General features: G+C 73.6%; 14 protein-coding genes. 5 read left to right on the forward strand and 9 right to left on the reverse strand.

What is annotated here, in order from left to right; all coding sequences use genetic code 11:
* Window positions 1-99 precede the first annotated feature (99 nt).
* Together ACWGB8_RS11035 and ACWGB8_RS11040 are read right to left on the reverse strand one after the other, a co-directional pair.
* Window positions 100-681, reverse strand: coding sequence for a dihydrofolate reductase family protein (locus ACWGB8_RS11035; protein ID WP_452212402.1), 582 nt, complete (start codon window positions 679-681; stop codon window positions 100-102).
* A 391-nt stretch (window positions 682-1,072) separates the two neighbouring features.
* The gene (locus ACWGB8_RS11040) at window positions 1,073-1,681 is read right to left on the reverse strand and encodes a TetR/AcrR family transcriptional regulator (RefSeq protein ID WP_452212404.1); all 609 of its coding nucleotides are present in this window, start codon (window positions 1,679-1,681) and stop codon (window positions 1,073-1,075) included.
* Window positions 1,682-1,929: 248 nt separating this feature from the next.
* Between ACWGB8_RS11040 and ACWGB8_RS11045 the strand changes: the two genes are divergently transcribed.
* Window positions 1,930-3,063 (forward strand): FAD-dependent oxidoreductase, encoded by a 1,134-nt coding sequence (locus tag ACWGB8_RS11045; protein ID WP_452212405.1) that lies wholly within the window; start codon window positions 1,930-1,932, stop codon window positions 3,061-3,063.
* 486 nt (window positions 3,064-3,549) lie between these two features.
* On the opposite strand, the gene ACWGB8_RS11050 is transcribed toward ACWGB8_RS11045, so the two are convergent.
* Window positions 3,550-3,942, reverse strand: coding sequence for a DUF4267 domain-containing protein (locus tag ACWGB8_RS11050; protein WP_452212406.1), 393 nt, complete (start codon window positions 3,940-3,942; stop codon window positions 3,550-3,552).
* Window positions 3,943-3,997: 55 nt separating this feature from the next.
* Window positions 3,998-4,663, reverse strand: a complete 666-nt coding sequence (locus ACWGB8_RS11055) for a hemerythrin domain-containing protein (RefSeq protein ID WP_452212408.1) — start codon at window positions 4,661-4,663, stop codon at window positions 3,998-4,000.
* Window positions 4,664-4,744: 81 nt separating this feature from the next.
* On the opposite strand from ACWGB8_RS11055, the gene ACWGB8_RS11060 reads away from it, so the two are divergent.
* Entirely contained in the window at window positions 4,745-8,119 is a 3,375-nt protein-coding gene (locus tag ACWGB8_RS11060; protein ID WP_452212504.1) for a BTAD domain-containing putative transcriptional regulator, read from the forward strand.
* Complete coding sequence (locus ACWGB8_RS11065) at window positions 8,083-8,529, forward strand: hypothetical protein (RefSeq protein WP_452212410.1); 447 nt, start codon at window positions 8,083-8,085, stop codon at window positions 8,527-8,529. The genes ACWGB8_RS11060 and ACWGB8_RS11065 overlap by 37 nt, the downstream gene beginning before the upstream one ends.
* Before the next feature lie 1,083 nt (window positions 8,530-9,612).
* On the opposite strand, the gene ACWGB8_RS11070 is transcribed toward ACWGB8_RS11065, so the two are convergent.
* Together ACWGB8_RS11070 and ACWGB8_RS11075 are read right to left on the reverse strand one after the other, a co-directional pair.
* A complete protein-coding gene (locus ACWGB8_RS11070; RefSeq protein ID WP_452212411.1) occupies window positions 9,613-9,756 on the reverse strand; it encodes a hypothetical protein in 144 nt (47 codons plus the stop codon).
* 267 nt (window positions 9,757-10,023) lie between these two features.
* Window positions 10,024-11,982 carry a serine hydrolase domain-containing protein gene (locus ACWGB8_RS11075; RefSeq protein ID WP_452212413.1) on the reverse strand — a complete coding sequence of 653 codons (1,959 nt, stop codon included), beginning with the start codon at window positions 11,980-11,982 and terminating at the stop codon, window positions 10,024-10,026.
* A gap of 95 nt (window positions 11,983-12,077) precedes the next feature.
* On the opposite strand from ACWGB8_RS11075, the gene ACWGB8_RS11080 reads away from it, so the two are divergent.
* Window positions 12,078-13,796: a sensor histidine kinase gene (locus ACWGB8_RS11080; RefSeq protein ID WP_452212414.1), complete on the forward strand. Its 1,719-nt coding sequence runs from the start codon at window positions 12,078-12,080 to the stop codon at window positions 13,794-13,796.
* On the opposite strand, the gene ACWGB8_RS11085 is transcribed toward ACWGB8_RS11080, so the two are convergent.
* The 3 genes from ACWGB8_RS11085 to ACWGB8_RS11095 form a co-directional block, all read right to left on the reverse strand.
* On the reverse strand, window positions 13,737-14,345 hold the full coding sequence (locus ACWGB8_RS11085) for a response regulator transcription factor (RefSeq protein ID WP_452212416.1): 609 nt from the start codon (window positions 14,343-14,345) through the stop codon (window positions 13,737-13,739). The two genes, ACWGB8_RS11080 and ACWGB8_RS11085, sit on opposite strands and share 60 nt — an antisense overlap.
* A gap of 269 nt (window positions 14,346-14,614) precedes the next feature.
* Window positions 14,615-15,247, reverse strand: a complete 633-nt coding sequence (locus ACWGB8_RS11090) for a class I SAM-dependent methyltransferase (RefSeq protein WP_452212418.1) — start codon at window positions 15,245-15,247, stop codon at window positions 14,615-14,617.
* Window positions 15,248-15,463: 216 nt separating this feature from the next.
* The gene (locus ACWGB8_RS11095) at window positions 15,464-16,042 is read right to left on the reverse strand and encodes a TetR/AcrR family transcriptional regulator (RefSeq protein WP_452212419.1); all 579 of its coding nucleotides are present in this window, start codon (window positions 16,040-16,042) and stop codon (window positions 15,464-15,466) included.
* A 137-nt stretch (window positions 16,043-16,179) separates the two neighbouring features.
* On the opposite strand from ACWGB8_RS11095, the gene ACWGB8_RS11100 reads away from it, so the two are divergent.
* On the forward strand, window positions 16,180-17,001 hold the full coding sequence (locus ACWGB8_RS11100) for an SDR family NAD(P)-dependent oxidoreductase (RefSeq protein ID WP_452212421.1): 822 nt from the start codon (window positions 16,180-16,182) through the stop codon (window positions 16,999-17,001).
* Window positions 17,002-17,192: the final 191 nt, after the last annotated feature.

The raw sequence follows: 17,192 nt of genomic DNA on the forward strand, positions 1-17,192 counted from the left end.
GTCACGCGGAGGCCGGGGTCCTGGTGCCGGCACAGGGCTGGATTCCGGGCCCCCCGGCACCCCGATGCGCGAGGTGCGGAGCTTCCTCGCGCAGATCGGTCAACGGCGCACCCGATAGCGCAGGTGAAGCACCCGGTTGCCCTGAATCACCACGTCAGGATCCTCCAACAGGTGCTGCGCGTGGACCGACCCGAAGTAGCGCTTGCCCGACCCGAACACGACGGGTACGACGTCCATGCGCACCTCGTCGATCAGGCCCGCGGCAAGCACCTGGCCACCGACGTCGCCGGCGGCGACCTCGACCGTGCGGTCACCCGCAAGCTCCTGCGCCTTGGCCATGGCCGCCTCGACGCCGTCGACGAAGTGAAACGGCGCGTCGGGGTCCCAGCCCTCGGGCTCCGGCCGGTGCGTCACGACGACCACGTGGTCGATCCCGCCCGGCGGCTTCCCGTCCCAGCCGTCCGTCAGGTCGAAGACGTGGCGGCCGACGATCGTGACTCCGATCTGGTCCCAGTACGGCCGGGTGTAGTCGTAGGACGTCTGCGACACCTTCAGCTCGCCGCTCTCGTCCAACGGGACGTCACCGCTGGACAACCAGTCGAACAGCGGTCCCGGCTGGTCGTTCTCGTCCGCGACGAAGCCGTCCACCGACACCGAGCTGTACATGACCACCTTGCCCACGGGGCTCTCCTCTGCTCCGGGGTGCCCCCAAATCAGCGTGTCGTGAGCTGTCGCTCGTCCCACTGCCCCGTTTGGGCTCACCTTGGCTTGGCCCCTGGATCCCCGCGGGTTCGCGGGAACTGAAGGTTCTTCAACGCGGACCCGGGGGTGCACTGCCCTGATTCTGGGGTGTGGGCCCGCGGGTTCGCGGTCAAGACACGGTGCCGGTCTCGGCGGCCCGGGGGACAGCAGGGCCTGGACGGAGTCCGCGGAGCGGATGGCGGTCTTCTCGTCCAGCCGAAGACCTCGCCGAGGTGGAGCGGGTCGGGGCCGTGAAGCGAGGGCTTTCGAGCCGGCGGTCCGTCGCGCTCGGCTGCGCGGGGACTGCACCTCCGGTCGCCGAGCCGCCGGGTCATCCCTGCGGGGTGATGTGCTGCCAGCCGTGTTCGAGGACGTCGAAGGCGCGGTTGATGGCTTCGGTGCTGTCGTGGTGTCGGCGGGCGGCGCGGGGTGCTTCGAGAGCGAAGTGGGCCAGTGCTGTGCAGGCCGGGTCGTCGGCGGGCAGGCCGCTCTCCTCGGCGATGACCTGTGCCAGGTCGGGGGTGCTCTCCAGCCATGCGGCGTGCTGGTAGTCGAGGAGGGCCGGGGTGCTGTTGACCAGCTCGACGAAGGCCGCGGCGCCGGGCTCGTCGTCGGGGCCGTTCCGGCGGTAGCGCAGGGCGTGTTCGCGCAGGGCGGCCGGGACGGACTGGCCCTGGGGGCGCTCGCGCACCGCGGCGAGCAGGCGAGTCCTCATCTCGTCCTGCCGATCGAAGACCAGGGCTTCCTTGCCGGAGAAGTGCTTGAACAGCGTGGTGGTGGACACGTCGGCGGCGTCCGCGATCTCGCGGATGCCGACGTCGTCGTAGCCGCGCTCCAGGAACAGGCGCAGGGCCGCGTCGGCGATGGCCTGGCGGGTGGCGGCCTTCTTGCGTTCGCGGCGGCCGACCGGTGCGGGGGCGGCCTCTGTGTCATCGGGCATAGCAGCAATCTACACCACTTGTTGAACCGAGCAAAAGATGGACTCGTTGCACTAATGGCTCGGTTGTGCTCTTCTGATGGGGCGGGCCTCCGGCGCGGTCCGCTCCCATCGATCACCGCGGGCTCTCCGGGAAGGAGTGATCAGTCGTGCCCGCCACCGCCACCGCCACCGCCACCGCCACCACCGCGTGACCCCCGACCCCACCCACATCCCCGGCCCCAGCCGGACGACAGGAACGGAGCACCACCATGACCACCACCACGCCCCGCATCGCCATCATCGGCGCCGGCCCCGGCGGCCTGACCTGCGCGCGCATCCTCCACCTGCACGGCATCACCGCCACCGTCTACGAACTCGCCCCCGGCCCCGACGCCCGCAACCAGGGCGGCACCCTGGACCTGCACCCGGACGACGGCCAGATCGCCCTGAAGGAAGCCGGGCTGCTGGAGGAGTTCCTCCGCCTCGCCCGCCCCGAGGGCCAGGAGATGCGGCAGTTCGACGCGACCGAAGGAACCCTCCGCTTCCACCACCGCCCCACCGAAGGACAGCTCTCCGCCCCCGAGATCGACCGCGGCCAGTTGCGCGACCTCCTCCTGAACTCCCTCGCCCCCGCAACCGTGCGCTGGGGCCACGCGCTGCAGCACGTCGAAGGACCCGCCGACGGCCCCCGCCGCCTGCACTTCGCCAACGGCACCACCGTCGAGGCCGACCTCGTCGTCGGCGCCGACGGCGCCTGGTCGAAGGTCCGCCGCCTCCTCTCCCCCGCCACCCCCCAGCACATCGGCATCAACTACCTCGAAGCCCGGTTCGACGACGTCGACAACCGGCACCCCGCCATCGCCGAACTCGTCGGCCATGGCAGCGCCATGGCGGCCGACGGCGAACGCTGCCTGTTCGCCCAGCGCAACAGCGGCGGCCACATCCGCGTCTACATCATCCAGGCCGACCGCGCCGACTGGCTCGCCCGCGCCGGCCTCACCGGCCGGGACACCAACCGGATCCGCACCCTGCTCCTGGAGCGCTACCGCACCTGGACGCCGGGCCTGCGCCGACTCCTCACCGACAACGACGGCCCCTACCTCGACCGCCCCCTCTACGCACTGCCCGTTCCCCACACCTGGGAGCCCGACCACGCCGTCACCCTGCTCGGAGACGCCGCCCACCTCATGCCCCCGCTGGGCGTCGGCGTCAACCTCGCCATGCTCGACGCGAGCGAACTCGCCCTCGCCGTCGCACGCCACGACACGATCGCCGACGCCGTCCGCGCCTACGAGAGCACCATGCTGCCCCGCTCGCACAAGATGCAGACCCTGCTCGACGGCGGCGCCGCCGGCCTGCTGTCCGACGAAACCTTCGACCCCAGCCACCTCGACGCTTCCTGAGCGTGCTCGCCCACCACGTGACCGTGGTCGCGCAGCGGCTCGGGGTCCAGCCACGGTCTGCCCCGCGCCACACCCAGCCCGCCGCCGTCACCCGACCGGATCGCCGACGCCGGCGCACCCGGCACCGACCAGGGCGCCCGCGCCCCGTACCGGCAAGCACGCCGCCGGGCCGGCCCGAGCCTGCAGCTGCGGCCCGCGAGAAGTCCCGGCGCCCGCACCGGCAAGCACGCCGCCGGGGAGGGCCGCGGTCACTTCGTCGAGTGCCGCCTCGCGTCGTCCCACGCGTGGGGGCTGCCGTAGTGGTTCCTGCGTCCTGCGGCAAGCACGGAGCGGAGCTCGGCGAGGTGCGGGGTGTCCGCCGGGAGCCGCAGTCGCGCGAGCAGACAGTCGACATACCGGGAAGGACCGCCGGCCGGTCCTCGGGGCGTGTGGCCCCCGGCCGGTCGTGGTCCTTCCCGGATGCATCTGCGTTGCGGGCCAGCCTGCTCAGGCTGCAGTCGGGGTGGGGCGTTCGCGCAGGAGGAGTGCGGCGTTCAGGGCGACTGCCGCGGCGGTGAGGCCGTGGACGCCGAATGCGGTGCCGGCCGACCCGTGGTTGCCCAGGACTGTCAGCATGTCGGTGACGGGCGCGAAGGTGAGCGCCAGCAGCAGCCAGCCGAGGGCCTTGCGCTGGCCGGTCAGCAGGAGCGCGAAGACGGCCAGGCCGCACGCGATGTCGCGCCCGCCCTTGACGGTGAGGAAGCCGGTGCCCTCGTGCTCGGGCCAGCTCGGCAGGCCGAATCCGGCTGCGGACGTCTGGGGATCCAGCAGATAGAGCAGGCCGATGTAGAGGAGGAACAGGCCGCTCAGGACGGTGAGGACGGTGGTGAAGCGCTTCATGGCTTTTCTGTCTTTCCGAGAGAAGGGGTGGTCGGGGCAGCGGCGGGCGGGGCGGTCAGCCCCGGACACGGCGGGTGGCGCGGGCGTACTGCGCGCGGCCGACGGTGTACCAGAGCAGTCGGGCGGGCAGCGGCAGGCCGCCGAGGATCGCCGCGCGTTCGACGGATTCGGCCTCCTCAAGGACCATGCCGAGGAAGAACAGCAGCTTGGATTTGGGCGTGTTGGCGAGGAAGTGCTCGCCCATCGCGTTCCACTCGTGCAGCCACAGGTGCTGTGCCGCGAGCGGGAGCAGTGAGGCCTCCTCCTCGTCGAGGTGCTCGACGAGGACCGCGCGGTGCTCGACCAGGGCAGCCGTGAGTGCGTCGCGTTCCGTCTCTCCGGCCCCCGACTCCCAGGCGGCCAGGGCGGATTCGGCGGTCGCGAGGGTGGCGGCGACGCGTTCGTGCTGGGCCTCCATCCGCAGGACGAGGTCGGCTTCGAGGTCGACCCTGGCCAGCAGGGGAGGCCAGAGATACGCGTCCTCGCCGTGGTGGTGGTTGCTCAGTCCGAGCCGGTAGTCGCGGAAGTGGTCCGCCAGGACGCGGGCGCGGCCGGTGTCCGCGGGGGCCACGGCGGCGATCAGCTCGATGAGCAGTCGCGACTCGCGGCGCATTCCGCGGTGGACGGCCACCATCTCCTGGGTGTTCGGACGGGTCTGTGCCGGTGCGTTCGTGGTGTCCATGCGAGAAGCCTCGCCCGCGGCTCCTGGAGGGCATTTGGAAGCGACTTGGAGAACATCGGACCGTCTACGATGTGCCTGGTGATGGTCTCCCTACGCGTGCTCGGCTCCTTCGCGGCCGAGGGGAACGGCGGGCCCGTCCCGCTCGGCGGCCGGCGCCAGCGCGCGGTCCTGGCCCGGCTGGCGGTGGCGCGCGGCGCGGTCGTCTCGCTCGACCGGATGGTCGAGGAGGTCTGGCAAGGGGCCCCGCCCGCACGGGCGGTGACGTCACTGCAGGCGTACGTGTCGAACCTGCGACGGCTGCTGGAGCCCGGCAGGGCGCCGCGCACTCCGGCCACCCTGCTGGTCAGCGCACCACCCGGCTATGCGCTGCGCCTGCCCGACGGCGCCGTCGACGCCTGGCGGTTCGAGCGGCTGCTGCGCGAGGCCCGTGACGTCGCGCAGCAGCAGCCGGACACTGCGCGGCGCCTGTTCGGCGAGGCGCTCTCGCTGTGGCAGGGCACCGCGTACGCCGAGTTCGTCGACGAGTCCTGGGCCCGTGCCGAGGTCGCCCGTCTGGACGAGCTGCGGCTGGTCGCGCGCGAGCTGAACGTGGTCGCCGCACTGAGGTCGGCGGATGCCGCCGTGGCCGTTCCCGAGGCCGAACTGCTCACACTCGACGAGCCGTTGCGGGAGGAAGGCTGGCGTCTGCACGCGCTGGCGCTGTGGGCGGCTGGCCGGCAGGCCGACGCGCTGGCGACGCTCCGCCGGGCCCGCGCCGTCCTGGCGACCGAGGCGGGCCTCGACCCTGGGCCCGCACTGAACGAGCTCGAAGCGGCCGTCCTGAGCGGTCGCACCGCGGTGCTGCAGGCCGCGACCCAGGTTCCGCAGCACCGGCCGCCGACCTCGCCCGAGGCCGGCAACGCCCGGAACGCCGCCGACGCCGCCGACACCGGAAGCGCCCCCGCACCACCGCGCCGGGACGCGACCGGCACGCGCCTGTTCGTCGGCCGCGACATCGAACTCGCCCGGCTGGTGGAGGCCGCCGACCGGGCGGCCACCGCAGGGCCCGGGGTCGCGCTGGTCACCGGCGAGGCAGGCCTGGGGAAGTCGGAACTGCTGGAACGGCTCTGCGAGCGGCTCCGCGCAGCCGGCTGGCTGGTCGCGGTCGGCCAGGCCACCGACGACGAGGGCGCGCCACCCGCCTGGCCCTGGGTGGCGGCCCTGCGGACCATCGCAGCCGCCGTACCGCCCCCGGCCGAGTCCGCCGAGATCCTGGCCCCGCTGCTCTCCGACCGCGCATCCGGCCAGGGCCCCGACGAGGACGTGGCCGCCGGCCGGTTCCGCCTGAACCGCGCGGTGTCGCAGTGGCTCGCGGCGGCGGCCCGCGAGCGGGCATTGGCCGTGCTGCTGGACGACCTGCACTGGGCCGACGCCCAGACGCTCGCCCTGCTGACCGGCCTGACCGACCTGCCCCCCGGCACACCGGTCCTGGTCGTCGCCGCGTACCGTCCGAACGAGATCGGAGGCCCGCTCGCGGACCAACTCGCCGTGCTCGCCGGGCGGTCGCCGCTGAGGCTGCCGCTGCCGGGACTGCCCGTGCCGGCCGTCGCCGAGGTGATCAAGGCAGCGGGCACCCGGCCGGTGGACACCGGAACGGTCGCCGCGCTCGCCGAACGCACCGGCGGAAACCCCTTCTACGTATGGGAGAGCGCCCGACTCCTCGGCAGCGAAGGCGCGTTGGTGGCCCTGTCCGAGGTGCCGCAGGGGGTACGGGACGTGGTGCGCCGCAGGCTCGGGCGCCTCCCCCAGGCGGCGGTGGCAGTGCTGCGGCTGGCCGCGGTCGTCGGGCGCGAGGCGGACGTCGACCTGCTGGTCGGCGCCGCGGACACCGACGAGGACGCGGTCCTGGGCGGCCTGGACACCGGCCTGGTCGCCGGACTGCTGACCGAACCCGCCCCCGGCCGCGTCCGGTTCACGCACGCCCTGGTACGCGACACCCTGCTCGCCGACCTGAGCGGCCTGCGGGCCAGACGCATGCACGGGCGGATCGCGGCCGGCCTGGAGCGGCTCGGTTCGAGCGACGTCTCCGCGCTGGCCCACCACTACACAAGGTCGGCGGCCACGGACACAGCCGCCCAGGGCCACCACTACTGCCTGCGCGCGGCCGACCTGGCAGCCGCCCGCTACGCCCACGACGCGGCGGCCGACCTGCTCGCAGCGGCACTCGACTGCTTCGACCGGACCCCGGACGAACCCTCGCAGGACCGGGAGGCGGAACGCGTCGACCTCCTGGGCAGGCTGCTGCGCGCCCAGGTGCGGGCCGGGGCGGTCATGTCCGCCCGCGCCACCCGGCAACGGGCGATCGACAGCGCGCTCGGCACCGGACGCAGCGAACTGCTCATCCGCGCACTCACCGCATGGTCCGAACCCACACCGTGGCAGACCCGGCCGTACGGCGCGATCGACGAGCCCCTCGTCGCACTGCTCACCCGGTCGCTCGACCTGCCGGACCTCGCACCCGCCGACCGGTGCGGACTGCTGCTCGCCCACTGCGCCGAACTGTCCGACGAACGGAACCCGCGCGCGCGGGCCGCCGCCGAGGAAGCCGTCCGACTCGCAACCGCCCTGGGGGAACCCGGCCTTCGCGCACGGGCACTCGCGGCGCTGCTCCGCGAACTCGACACCGGGCGCACGGAACGCGAGCTCGCACTGCGGAGTCGGGAACTCGTCCGACTCGGCACCGAGCACGACCTGCCGGCCTTCCGCTGGTTCGGCCTGCTCACCCTGTCGACCGCCGCCGCTGCCGACGGCGATGCCACCGGCGCCTACGGCCACATCGACACCTGCGTGGAACTGGCCCGCACCTACCGGATGCCGGGGCCCACCGTGGTCGGCCAGACCGCACTGGCGACGCGAGCACTGATCGAAGGGCGCAGCGAGGACGCCGAGGAACTGTACGCCGAAGCCACCGCCGCCATGGCCAGGCAGGGCTCGCCGCACGCCCACGGCTTCCTTCAGGTCGCGCTCGCGACGATCCGGGCCGCCCAGGGAAGGCTCGGCGAGTTCGTCCCGCAGGCCCGCCGGCTCACCGAGGAGTACGGCCCACTGCTGGCGGACCCGCTCGCGGCGGCCCTGTGCGCCGCCGGACAGCAGGACGAGGCCCGCGCCGTCCTCGCCCGGGCCAGGCCGCTGCGCACCGACTACCTCCTCACCGTCCTCGCCACCTTCCGCGCGATGGCCGCGGTGGCACTCGGAGAACAGGAACGCGCCGGCGAGCTGTACACCACCCTGCTCCCCTACCGCGACGCGCCACCGCCCTCCTCCGGCTTCACCCTGGCCATCCGCCCGGTCGCATACACCCTCGGCGAACTCGCCCACCTGCTCGGCCACGACACCGAGGCCGCCGCACACTTCGCCCACGCGGCCACCATCGCCGACCAGTGGAACACCACCCTGGGGCACGACGGCAGCCGCTGACCGGGGCCGCAGAATCCCACGGCCTCCACCCGCCGCCCGCCGCTGAGCGAACCTGGCGGGCGATCGGATACTTCATCAGCCGAATCTCGTTCGACGCCTTCACCGAGGAGGAGTCCCTGGAGATCACGCTCAGAGAAGGCCTTTCGAAGCCGGACATCGTGATCGCGCTCTCCAACCTCCACCACTTCTCGGTCGACAAGCCCCCGCAGATCGCCGGCAGCTTCATCGGCAAGATCTCCTTGATCCACCTGCCGAAGCTCCCACGCCCCTGGCCGGCGGGTGCCGCCGACCGCGTCCGGCGATTCGACGGACTCGACGAGCTCGCATGGCTGCAGATCATCGGACCGGCCCGGATCGACGCCGTCGCATCCACCGTCACCGTCTACACCGCGATGAGCGATGAGCGATGAGCAGCCTCGACGGACCAGCCGAGGCTGGAACATCCGGCCGGCCACCCCTGAGCCCCCGAACCCGCGCACTCGCTCGTGCGCGGTGCCGGCCACGGGGCCGCGCCGCGGCTGCGCAACCTGCTCCGCGGCCGTGCGTCGACCCCCTCGGTCGACCCTCGCGGACCGGCAAGTCGACCAACCGGGACCCATGCCATGCTGCCTGGCATGATCGACACTCCTGAGACGGGCGCCACGGGCGGGGTCTGGTCGTTCGCGACCGCGCGCGAGCCGGCCGAGTTCGCCGCTGTCGAGGTCGAGGGCGTGCCCGGGGTCGAGCACGCCGGGGGTAGGGGCCGTACCCTGTGCGGGATCCGCGGCCGGTACCTGAAGATCTTCCTGACCTCTTCCGCCCCCAGGGCCTGGCCTCGTGCCGCAGGTGCCGAGCGCTGGCCGAGGCCGCGCCGTCCCAACCGTGCGGGCAGGAACGCCTGCACGACCGGCTCCTGCGGGAGGCCGACGACGGGCCGCTGCGCACGGACCTGCTCGCCGCGCTGCGCCGAGGTGCGCGGATCGCGATCTGGACCACCGGCCCGGCGAAGGACCTCACCCGCTTCCACTCGCGGATCGAGCGGATGACGCAGGACGCCGGTCCGGTGGCCGAGGCGCTCGCAGCGGCCGGGGCGGCCGGGGATTCCATCACCCTGGCCCGCGTCGAGGACATGGGCTGGCAGTACCTCGTCGTCCTACCCGCCGACGGCCGGGCGCGTATCGCGCGCGGGCCTGCGGATGCCTCCCCTGCGGCTTCGCCCACTCGTCCTGTGGCTCCGCCTGCCCGTCGGGACGCTGGTCCACCGTCCGCTCCGCGTCCCTGATCCCCGGACGGTGCGGTGCGGCCCGAGATCGCCGGTGTAGCCGCCGTACTGCCGGGTGGGGCCGGCCACCGGGCGGCCACCCGACTGATCGGCTGCTCGGCGCCGGCGCACGCTCGATGATGTTCCGCCTCGGGCAGGTCGTCCGGCCCGGGCGACGACGCACTCCCGCGTTGGCCGACCGGATCGGGGAGAAGGCCAACGGCCGAGCCCCCCGGGGAACAGGGGCTCGGCCTCAGCGTCTGCCGCGGGCGGACCTGGCCGCCGCCAGACGGCGGCGCAGCACGGCAGCGCGCCACCGCTCCCACCAGCGCCACCGCGGCTCCTTCTCCCGGGCCCCTGCGAGTTCCACCACAGCCTCGACCAGCTCGCCATCCATCACCCGTCCACACAACCACCCCTGCCACCGGACCGGCGTGCCGGGCCCGGGCATGCCGTGCACGGGCATGCCGGCTCCGGGCGGGACCGACGCGGGGGAACGACGCCGGGGCCCCGCGCGGGCGGTACGGAACGGGTGGGTGCCGGGAGGGCCACCGGGCCGCAGCCGGGGCCTCCCGAGGGCGGCGAGGACCGGGACGGCCCGGGGGCAGCAGCCGCCCGGGCTGCCCTGCCGTCCGCGGCGCCCCAGGCCGGCGGGGCGTGCCGCTTACGGCAGGAGCACGAGGTGGTAGTCGACGGCCACGGTGAAGAAGGCGGCGGCGCCGAGGGTGAGGAGGGTGTAGGTGATCCGGCCGGTCCGGGTCCACCAGCCGCGTCGCCAGGCCGCGACGCAGGCGGGGGCCATGGGGGCGGCGAAGGCCAGTGCGGCCGTGGCCAGGACCGGAAGGGCCGCCAGCTCGGGCGCATTGAGGGGGACGGCTGCCATGAGGACGTTCGGGTCGGCGGTGAGGAGGGCGAGGCCGGTGAGGAGGGCGGTGGTCAGCGCGCAGGACGTCCAGGCGGTGAGCAGCGCGAGGCGGGCGGGCCGCGGTGAGGGCCGGCGCTTCCTGATCCGGCGGGCTGCGGCGGCGAGGGGGAGGCCGAGGGCGGCCAGGAGGAGGGCCGCGGAGCCGGTGGCGAACAGCGGGAGGTCCAGGGTGGGGCTGTCGTACCAGGAGAGCTTCTCGTAGACCTCGGAGGGGAGTTCGGAGGAGACCAGGACGCCGTCGCCGGTGAAGGCGATGCGGGCCTGGCCCTGGTGTTCCTGGAAGAGTCCGGGGGCGATCGGGGTCCAGTGCTGGGTGTGGCGCTGCGGGTCGGGTGACAGGCCGGTGGTGGTGAGGGTGGCGTCGGCGTTGGCCTTGACGGTGGGGACGGAGAACAGGGTGGAGAGCTTCATCAGGCTGGTGCGGCTGGTGCGGGCCGAGCGGTAGGACCCGGTGTAGCGGGAGGCGTCGGCCGCCGCCGTGCCCGGAACGGGGGCACCCGGTGCGGGGGCACCCGGCGCCGGGGCCTGCGGCGCAGTGGTCTGCGGTGCGGGGAAGCGGGTGTCGATGATCAGGTTCGCGGTCCTGCGGGCGTCCCAGGGTCCGACGGCCGCGAGGCCGTCGCCGTTGACGACCACGTACACGCCGAACCCCTGCTCGGGCATGAGTGCCATGGCGCTGTGGAAGCCGGGGACGTCGCCGTCCTTCCACAGGACCGGCCGGCCACCGCGGGGGCGGTGTTCGAGGACGTAGCCCATGCCGGGCATGCCCTCGTGCGCGGTGATGTGCGTCTGCTGCATCGCCCGGGCGACCGGGCCGCCCCTCAACTGGGCGGCCAGGTAGCGGCCCATGTCGTCGGGGGTGACGGCCGGCCCGGTGCCCGACGGCGTCCAGGGGGCGTACTGGCCCTTCTGCTCGACCTGGCCGGCGCCGTCGGGCCGGTAGCCGCGGGCGAGCCGCTCCCCGATCGGCGCCGGGTGGGGCAGTGCGGCGCTGGAGCCCGTCATGTCGTGGGCGGCGAACACGTGCTCGGCGACGTACTGTGCGAACGGCCGGCCCGAGACCTCCTCCACGAGGTGTCCGGCCAGCGCCATCCCGTAGTTGTCGTAGGCGATCCGGGTACCGGGCGGACGGACCCGGGGCGGCTGGCGGGCCTTGAGGCTGGCGGCGAGCGAGGGAAGGCCGGCCGGGTCCTTCTCGGCCAGTCCGACGATGTCCTCGTCGAAGCCGGCGGTGTAGGTGAGCAGGTTCTGCACCGTCACCGGGCGGCCCGGGTAGGTGTCCTCGATCGTGAACGCCGTCAGGTAGCGGTTGACGTCGGCGTGCAGGTCGATCCTGCCCTCGCCGACCAGCTGCAGCACGGCCTCGGCGGTGAAGACCTTGGCCAGGGAGCCGGTGAGGAACGGGGTCGCGCAGTCGACGGGACGGCCGCCGGTCACGTCCGCCATGCCGTAGCCCTTGCAGAACACCGTCCTGCCGCCCTCCACCACGACGACCGCCGCACCCGGAATCCTGTCGGCGGCGAGCAGTGCGGAGACCGCCCGGTCGACCACCGGGCCGAGTTCGGACGCGCCCGCCGGGTCGGTGACCGGACCGGCTGCGGGCGCGGCCGCCGAGTCGGCGCGGGCCGGAACCGGCGGGAGGGCGAGGACAAGGGCGGCAGCGGTGGCGGCGAGCGCGGTACGGATCGGCTTCTTCACAGCCGTCAGCCTGCCGCCCGCGCCGCCCCCGGCATCAGTGCCAGGCACCTCGAACGGGCATGTGAAATGCACGATCCGGACGTAGGGTGCCATTCGTGCTGATCGTCATACTGGTCCTGGCGGGGGTGGCCTTCGACCCCCTGCATCCGGTGCCGAGCGTCCCTGTGGCGCTGGTCCTCGCGCTGCAGGTGCTGCACTGCCTCACTCCCTGGCGCAACCGGTGGACACTCCTCGCCCAGGTCGTCCTGCTGCCCTGGGCCGGCCCCGCGGCGGCGGGACTGGTGGCCGCCTCCGTGCTGCTCCTCCTGCGCGGCCTCCCCCGCTGGGCATTGTTCGGGGCCGTCGTCGCGGGCGCGGCCCTGATGGTGCCCGCCGAACCGTTCGCCGTCGCCTTGGCCCTGCTCAACGCGCTGTGCCAGGGGCTGGTGCTGTTCGGGGTGACCCGGCTGGGCCACACCCGGGCCGCCGTGCACGCCGCACGGGCCGAACTCGCCGCCGCAGCGGTCAGCGACGAGCGTGCACGCGCCGCACGCGACCTCGACGACGCCCTCGGAACGGCCCTGTCGCGGATCACCGCACTCGCCACGCGCGGCGAACTCGCCGAAATCGCCCGGGTGTCACGCCGGGCCGCGGCGCTGGCCCGATCCGTCCCCGACCGGCCCGCGCCCCCGGGCCCTCCGGACGACCTCCTGCCACGGCTGGCCCTGCCGATCCTGCTCACCGTGCACGGCGGATTCCTGCTCACCGCGCTCATCTACCTCGACGGCCGCCCGGCGCCCGCCCTTCTCGCCGCCGCGATCCTCGCACTGCAGCTCCACCACGCACTGCCCAGGCCGCCCGACACCCTGCCTCCCGGTATCGTCTGGACGATGCCGGCGCTGGTCGCACTGACCGCGGCCGCGCTCCTGTTCCCGGGGCAGGCCTACCCCCAACTCGCAGGGTTCGCCGCAGCCGCCTTCCTGCTCCTGGACCGCGCGTGGCGCCTCGGCGCACCCGTCCTGATCGCCTGCCTCATCGCCGCCCTCGCCCTGCGCGGCTACCCCGCCGGGGAGATCGTGTACTGGACGTTCAACTCCGTGGCCGTCGCCGTGATGCTCCACGCACTCGCCGTCCAGACCCGGCTGGTCTACGAGGCACGGGAGGCGCGGATCACCCTCGCCCACATCGCCGCCACCCGCGAACGCCGGCGCATCTCCCGGGACGTCCACGACCTCCTCGGCCAGGGCCTCTCAACGATCACCATCCGCGCCGAACTCGCCCAACGCCTCCCCACCACCGACGGGGCACCGACTGCTGTCGGGTCGGCAGCGGACGAGGCCGGCGCACCGGCGCGAGCCGGGGCCGACGGACAGGTGGCGCAGGAGATCGCCGCCATCGCCCGCCGCTCGCTGACGGCGTTGCGCGCGATCGCGCTGGACGAGGAGCTCGACCTGTCGCTGGACGCCGAGGTCGTCTCGGCCCGCTCCGTCCTGGAGGCGGCGGGCGCGGAGGTGACGGTGCGCCGGCAATCCCCCCGGGAGGAGCGGCTGTTGGCGATCGTGCTGCGCGAGGCCGTGACGAACGTGCTGCGCCACAGCACCGCCACCCACTGCCTCATCGACATCGACGACACCGGGCTGCGGATCGTCAACGACGGGGTGAGCGGCACCGTCCGCGGCAGCGGGCGCGGCACGGCCAACCTCACCGAACGGGTCGTGGCGGCGGGCGGCACCCTGACGGCCGGGGCGCACGGCGGACGCTACGAACTGGCGGTGCTATATCCAGCCGTTGTCGACAGCGATACGGACGGCGTCCAGCCGGTTGCGCGCGTCTAGTTTCGTGACGACCGCCCCCAGGTAGTTGCGCACCGTCCCCCTGCTCAGGAAGCACGCGGCGGCGATCTCCGCCACGTCCGCGCCCTCGCCCGCCATCCGCAGCACGTCGGCCTCGCGCGCGGTCAACGGGTTCGGCCGCGCGGTGATCGCCGAGGCCGCCAACGCCGGATCGACGACCGTCTCCCCCGCCGCCACCCGGCGGATCGCCTCCGCCAGCCGGTCCGGCGGGGCGTCCTTCAGCACGAATCCGCGGGCACCGGCCGCCAGTGCCCTGCGCAGCATCTCCGCCCGGCCGTAGGACGTCAGCATGAGCAGGCCGCACTCCGGCGCCTCGGCGTGGATCTCCTCGGCCGCCGCGAGGCCGTCCAGTCGGCCGGGCATCTGGATGTCCAGAACCACGACATCGGGGCGCAGTTCACACGCCCGGGCGACCGCGTCCTCACCGGTGGAAACCTCCCCGACGACCTGCATGTCGTCCTCCATCCCGATCAGGGCCACCAGCGCACCCCTGATCAGATGCATGTCCTCCGCCAACAACACCCTGATCACGACCGAACCCCCGCTACTCGGCGACGCTGCACGCACCCCCACGCCAACCCCCGACCCCACCGACACCCCCCGACCGCACGGTCCGAACACACCGGTGCGGCCCGGCGAGAGCCGCTCGGTACCGGCGGGGCGGCGCGGCGCCCGGTGGGACGGCACACGACCCCGGCGCCGCCCCTACGGAACCATCCCCCAGCACGCCCCCCACCGCTGGAACATGCGGACCGGTCGCCGGCCGTGCGGGCCCGGCCACCGATCCACGCATCACCGGGTCAGCCCAGCCTGCGGGCCAGCACGTACGCGCGCTCGGTGTCCGCCTCACCCGGATACGGCCCCCGCATCAGCGTTGCCTCCACCGCAAACCCGGCAGCGGCAAGACCCGCGCTCACCTCCTCGGGGCGCAGGGCGAAGAAGTCGAGCGAGACCGGGCGGTCGAGCCAGGAGTCCAGCCGGCGAACCTCCTGGCCCGCATGGAACGCGGCCAGGAGAAGGCCCCCCGGCCGCAGCACCCGGGCGAACTCCGCATAGGCGAGCGGCCGTTCCTCGACCTGGAGGTGGATCAGCGAGTAGAACGCCACGGCGCCGGCCAACTCCCCGTCACCGAGTGGGAGGTCGAGCATCGATCCGACCCGCACGTCCAGCCCGGGCCGGCGCGCCCGGGCCACCTCCACCATGCCCGGCGACACGTCCAACCCCACAACCGGGACCCCCAGATCGGCCAGGAAGCACGCCACCTGGGCCGGACCGCATCCCACGTCGGCCACGAGGCCCTCGTGCGGGACCTGCTCGGCAAAGGCCGTCAGCATGGCCCGGTCCAAGGGCTTGGAGGTCAGATCGGCGGTGAAGCCCTGCGCGTACACGTCCGCGACCGCATCGTAGGAGTCCCGGATAGAGGTGCTGTCCATCCGGCCAGTATCCGACACCCGCCACCGTCCCGGGTCGGCAGCCCCCCGGAGCCGCAGCAGCCCGCTGCCGCCCTGGAATTGACCCCGGCCCAGCCGACGAGCCGGACGCGGGCCGCGAGCGGGCGAAGCAGCATCGAAGCGGCTCCGGCCGAGTTCCTCCTCGACACCGCCGACTCCTTCGTCCGGGACGGGGCCCTGCCTGCGCCGGGTTGCGGGTCAGGTGCGCGGGCCGGCGCCGTGCAGCAGGGTGTCGACGATGCGGGCGGCGAGGGTGTCCGGGTCGGTGCGCTCCGCGTTGCCGTGCAGGGATTCCCCGATGAGTGCGTAGTAGACCCGGCGCACCCAGTCGAGATCGGCTGCCGCGTCGATGAGCCCGTCGTCCTGGGCCCTCTTCAGGACGGTGGTGCAGCGGCGGGCGATGTCCTGGTGGAGGCCGGCAGCCTCGCTGTCCGGGTCCGCCGACAGCTCCAGGGCGAAGGCCCACGCGCTCTTCACCTGAAGCACGTTGGCCGTGATCCGGTGCATCGCCACCAGCGGCGGCGCGGTGTCCGGCCGGCCGTCGTCCACGGCCCGGGCGAGCTGGCGGGCCGCGGAGGAGGCCAGCGCGTCGATCAGCGCCTGTCGACTGGCGAACCGCCGGTGGATCGTGGTGCGGGCCACTCCCGCGGCCGCGGCGATCTGCTCCATGGAGGCTCCCGGCTCTTCGGCGAGCACCCGCTCGGCCGCCTCCAGGATCGCGCGCACGCTGCGCTCCGCGTCCGCCCGCAACGCTCGTGCCGCCGTCTCGGCCATCATGCCTCCTGCCCTCTCATCTGCCCGCGAACACACTACACCCCTGACGCCATCCAGGAGCTATCCGCATCAAGCCTGTTGCAGATAGGCCAGTTGCTGTTACATACTCCTCCCAGTTGACCTTGACCGAAGGAGAACTCGTGTACAGCACTGCCCTGATCACGGGAGCGTCGTCCGGCCTCGGCGCGGAGTTCGCCGCCCAGCTCGCCGCCCGCGGACACGACCTGGTCCTGGTGGCACGCTCCCGCGACCGGCTCACCGCCCTCGCCGAGCGCCTGACCGCCGAACACCGCATCCGCGCCCACGTGATCGTCCAGGACCTCGCCGAACCCGACGCGGCCCGCCGCATCGCCGACGAGCTCACCACCCGCGGGCTGACCGTCGACCTGCTGGTCAACAACGCCGGCTTCGGCACCTGCGGCCGCTTCGAGGAGATACCCGCAGCGCGCGACCACGACCAGCTGATGGTCAACGTCGTCGCACTCGTCGACCTCACCCACGCGCTGCTGCCCGGCATGCTGCAACGCGGAGCAGGGGCCGTCGTCAACGTCGCCTCCAACGCCGGCTTCCAGCCGGCCCCCTACTTCGCCGTCTACGGAGCCGCCAAGGCCTTCGTGCTGAACTTCGGCCTCGCCCTGCGCCAGGAGTACCGCCGGCGCGGCATCCGCGTCCTCACCCTGTGCCCCGGCCCGGTCGAGACCGCCTTCTTCGACACCATCGGCACCCGCCGGGCCGCCGTCACCGGCTCCATGACCACCCCCGAACCCGTCGTACGCGCCGCACTGCGCGCCCTGGAACGCGACCGCGGCTACACGGCCCCCGGATTCGGCAACGCCCTGACCGCGCACCTGACACCGCGCCGCCCCCGGACCCTGGTCGCCGCCATCTCCGAACGCATCACCCGCAAGGTCCTCACCCCCGAGCCCACCCCCGTGACGCTGCCGGAGCACAGCGCACGATGACGGGGGCGGGCGACCTGCGGCCCGCAGGGGGCGCGTACCCGGTTCGCCGGGCCCCGCCCGGTCGGGAGCCTTCGTGGTCCGCGGGCTGCCTGCCCGGCGGCTCCTACCGGACCGAGCGGAGCCACCCACGCCCACCCGCCGTAGCGCGCCTCAAGCCGATACCTTCCGTGCCGACAGGCCGACGGGCCGTC

This window comes from Kitasatospora sp. NPDC054939 (genome assembly GCF_053610105.1).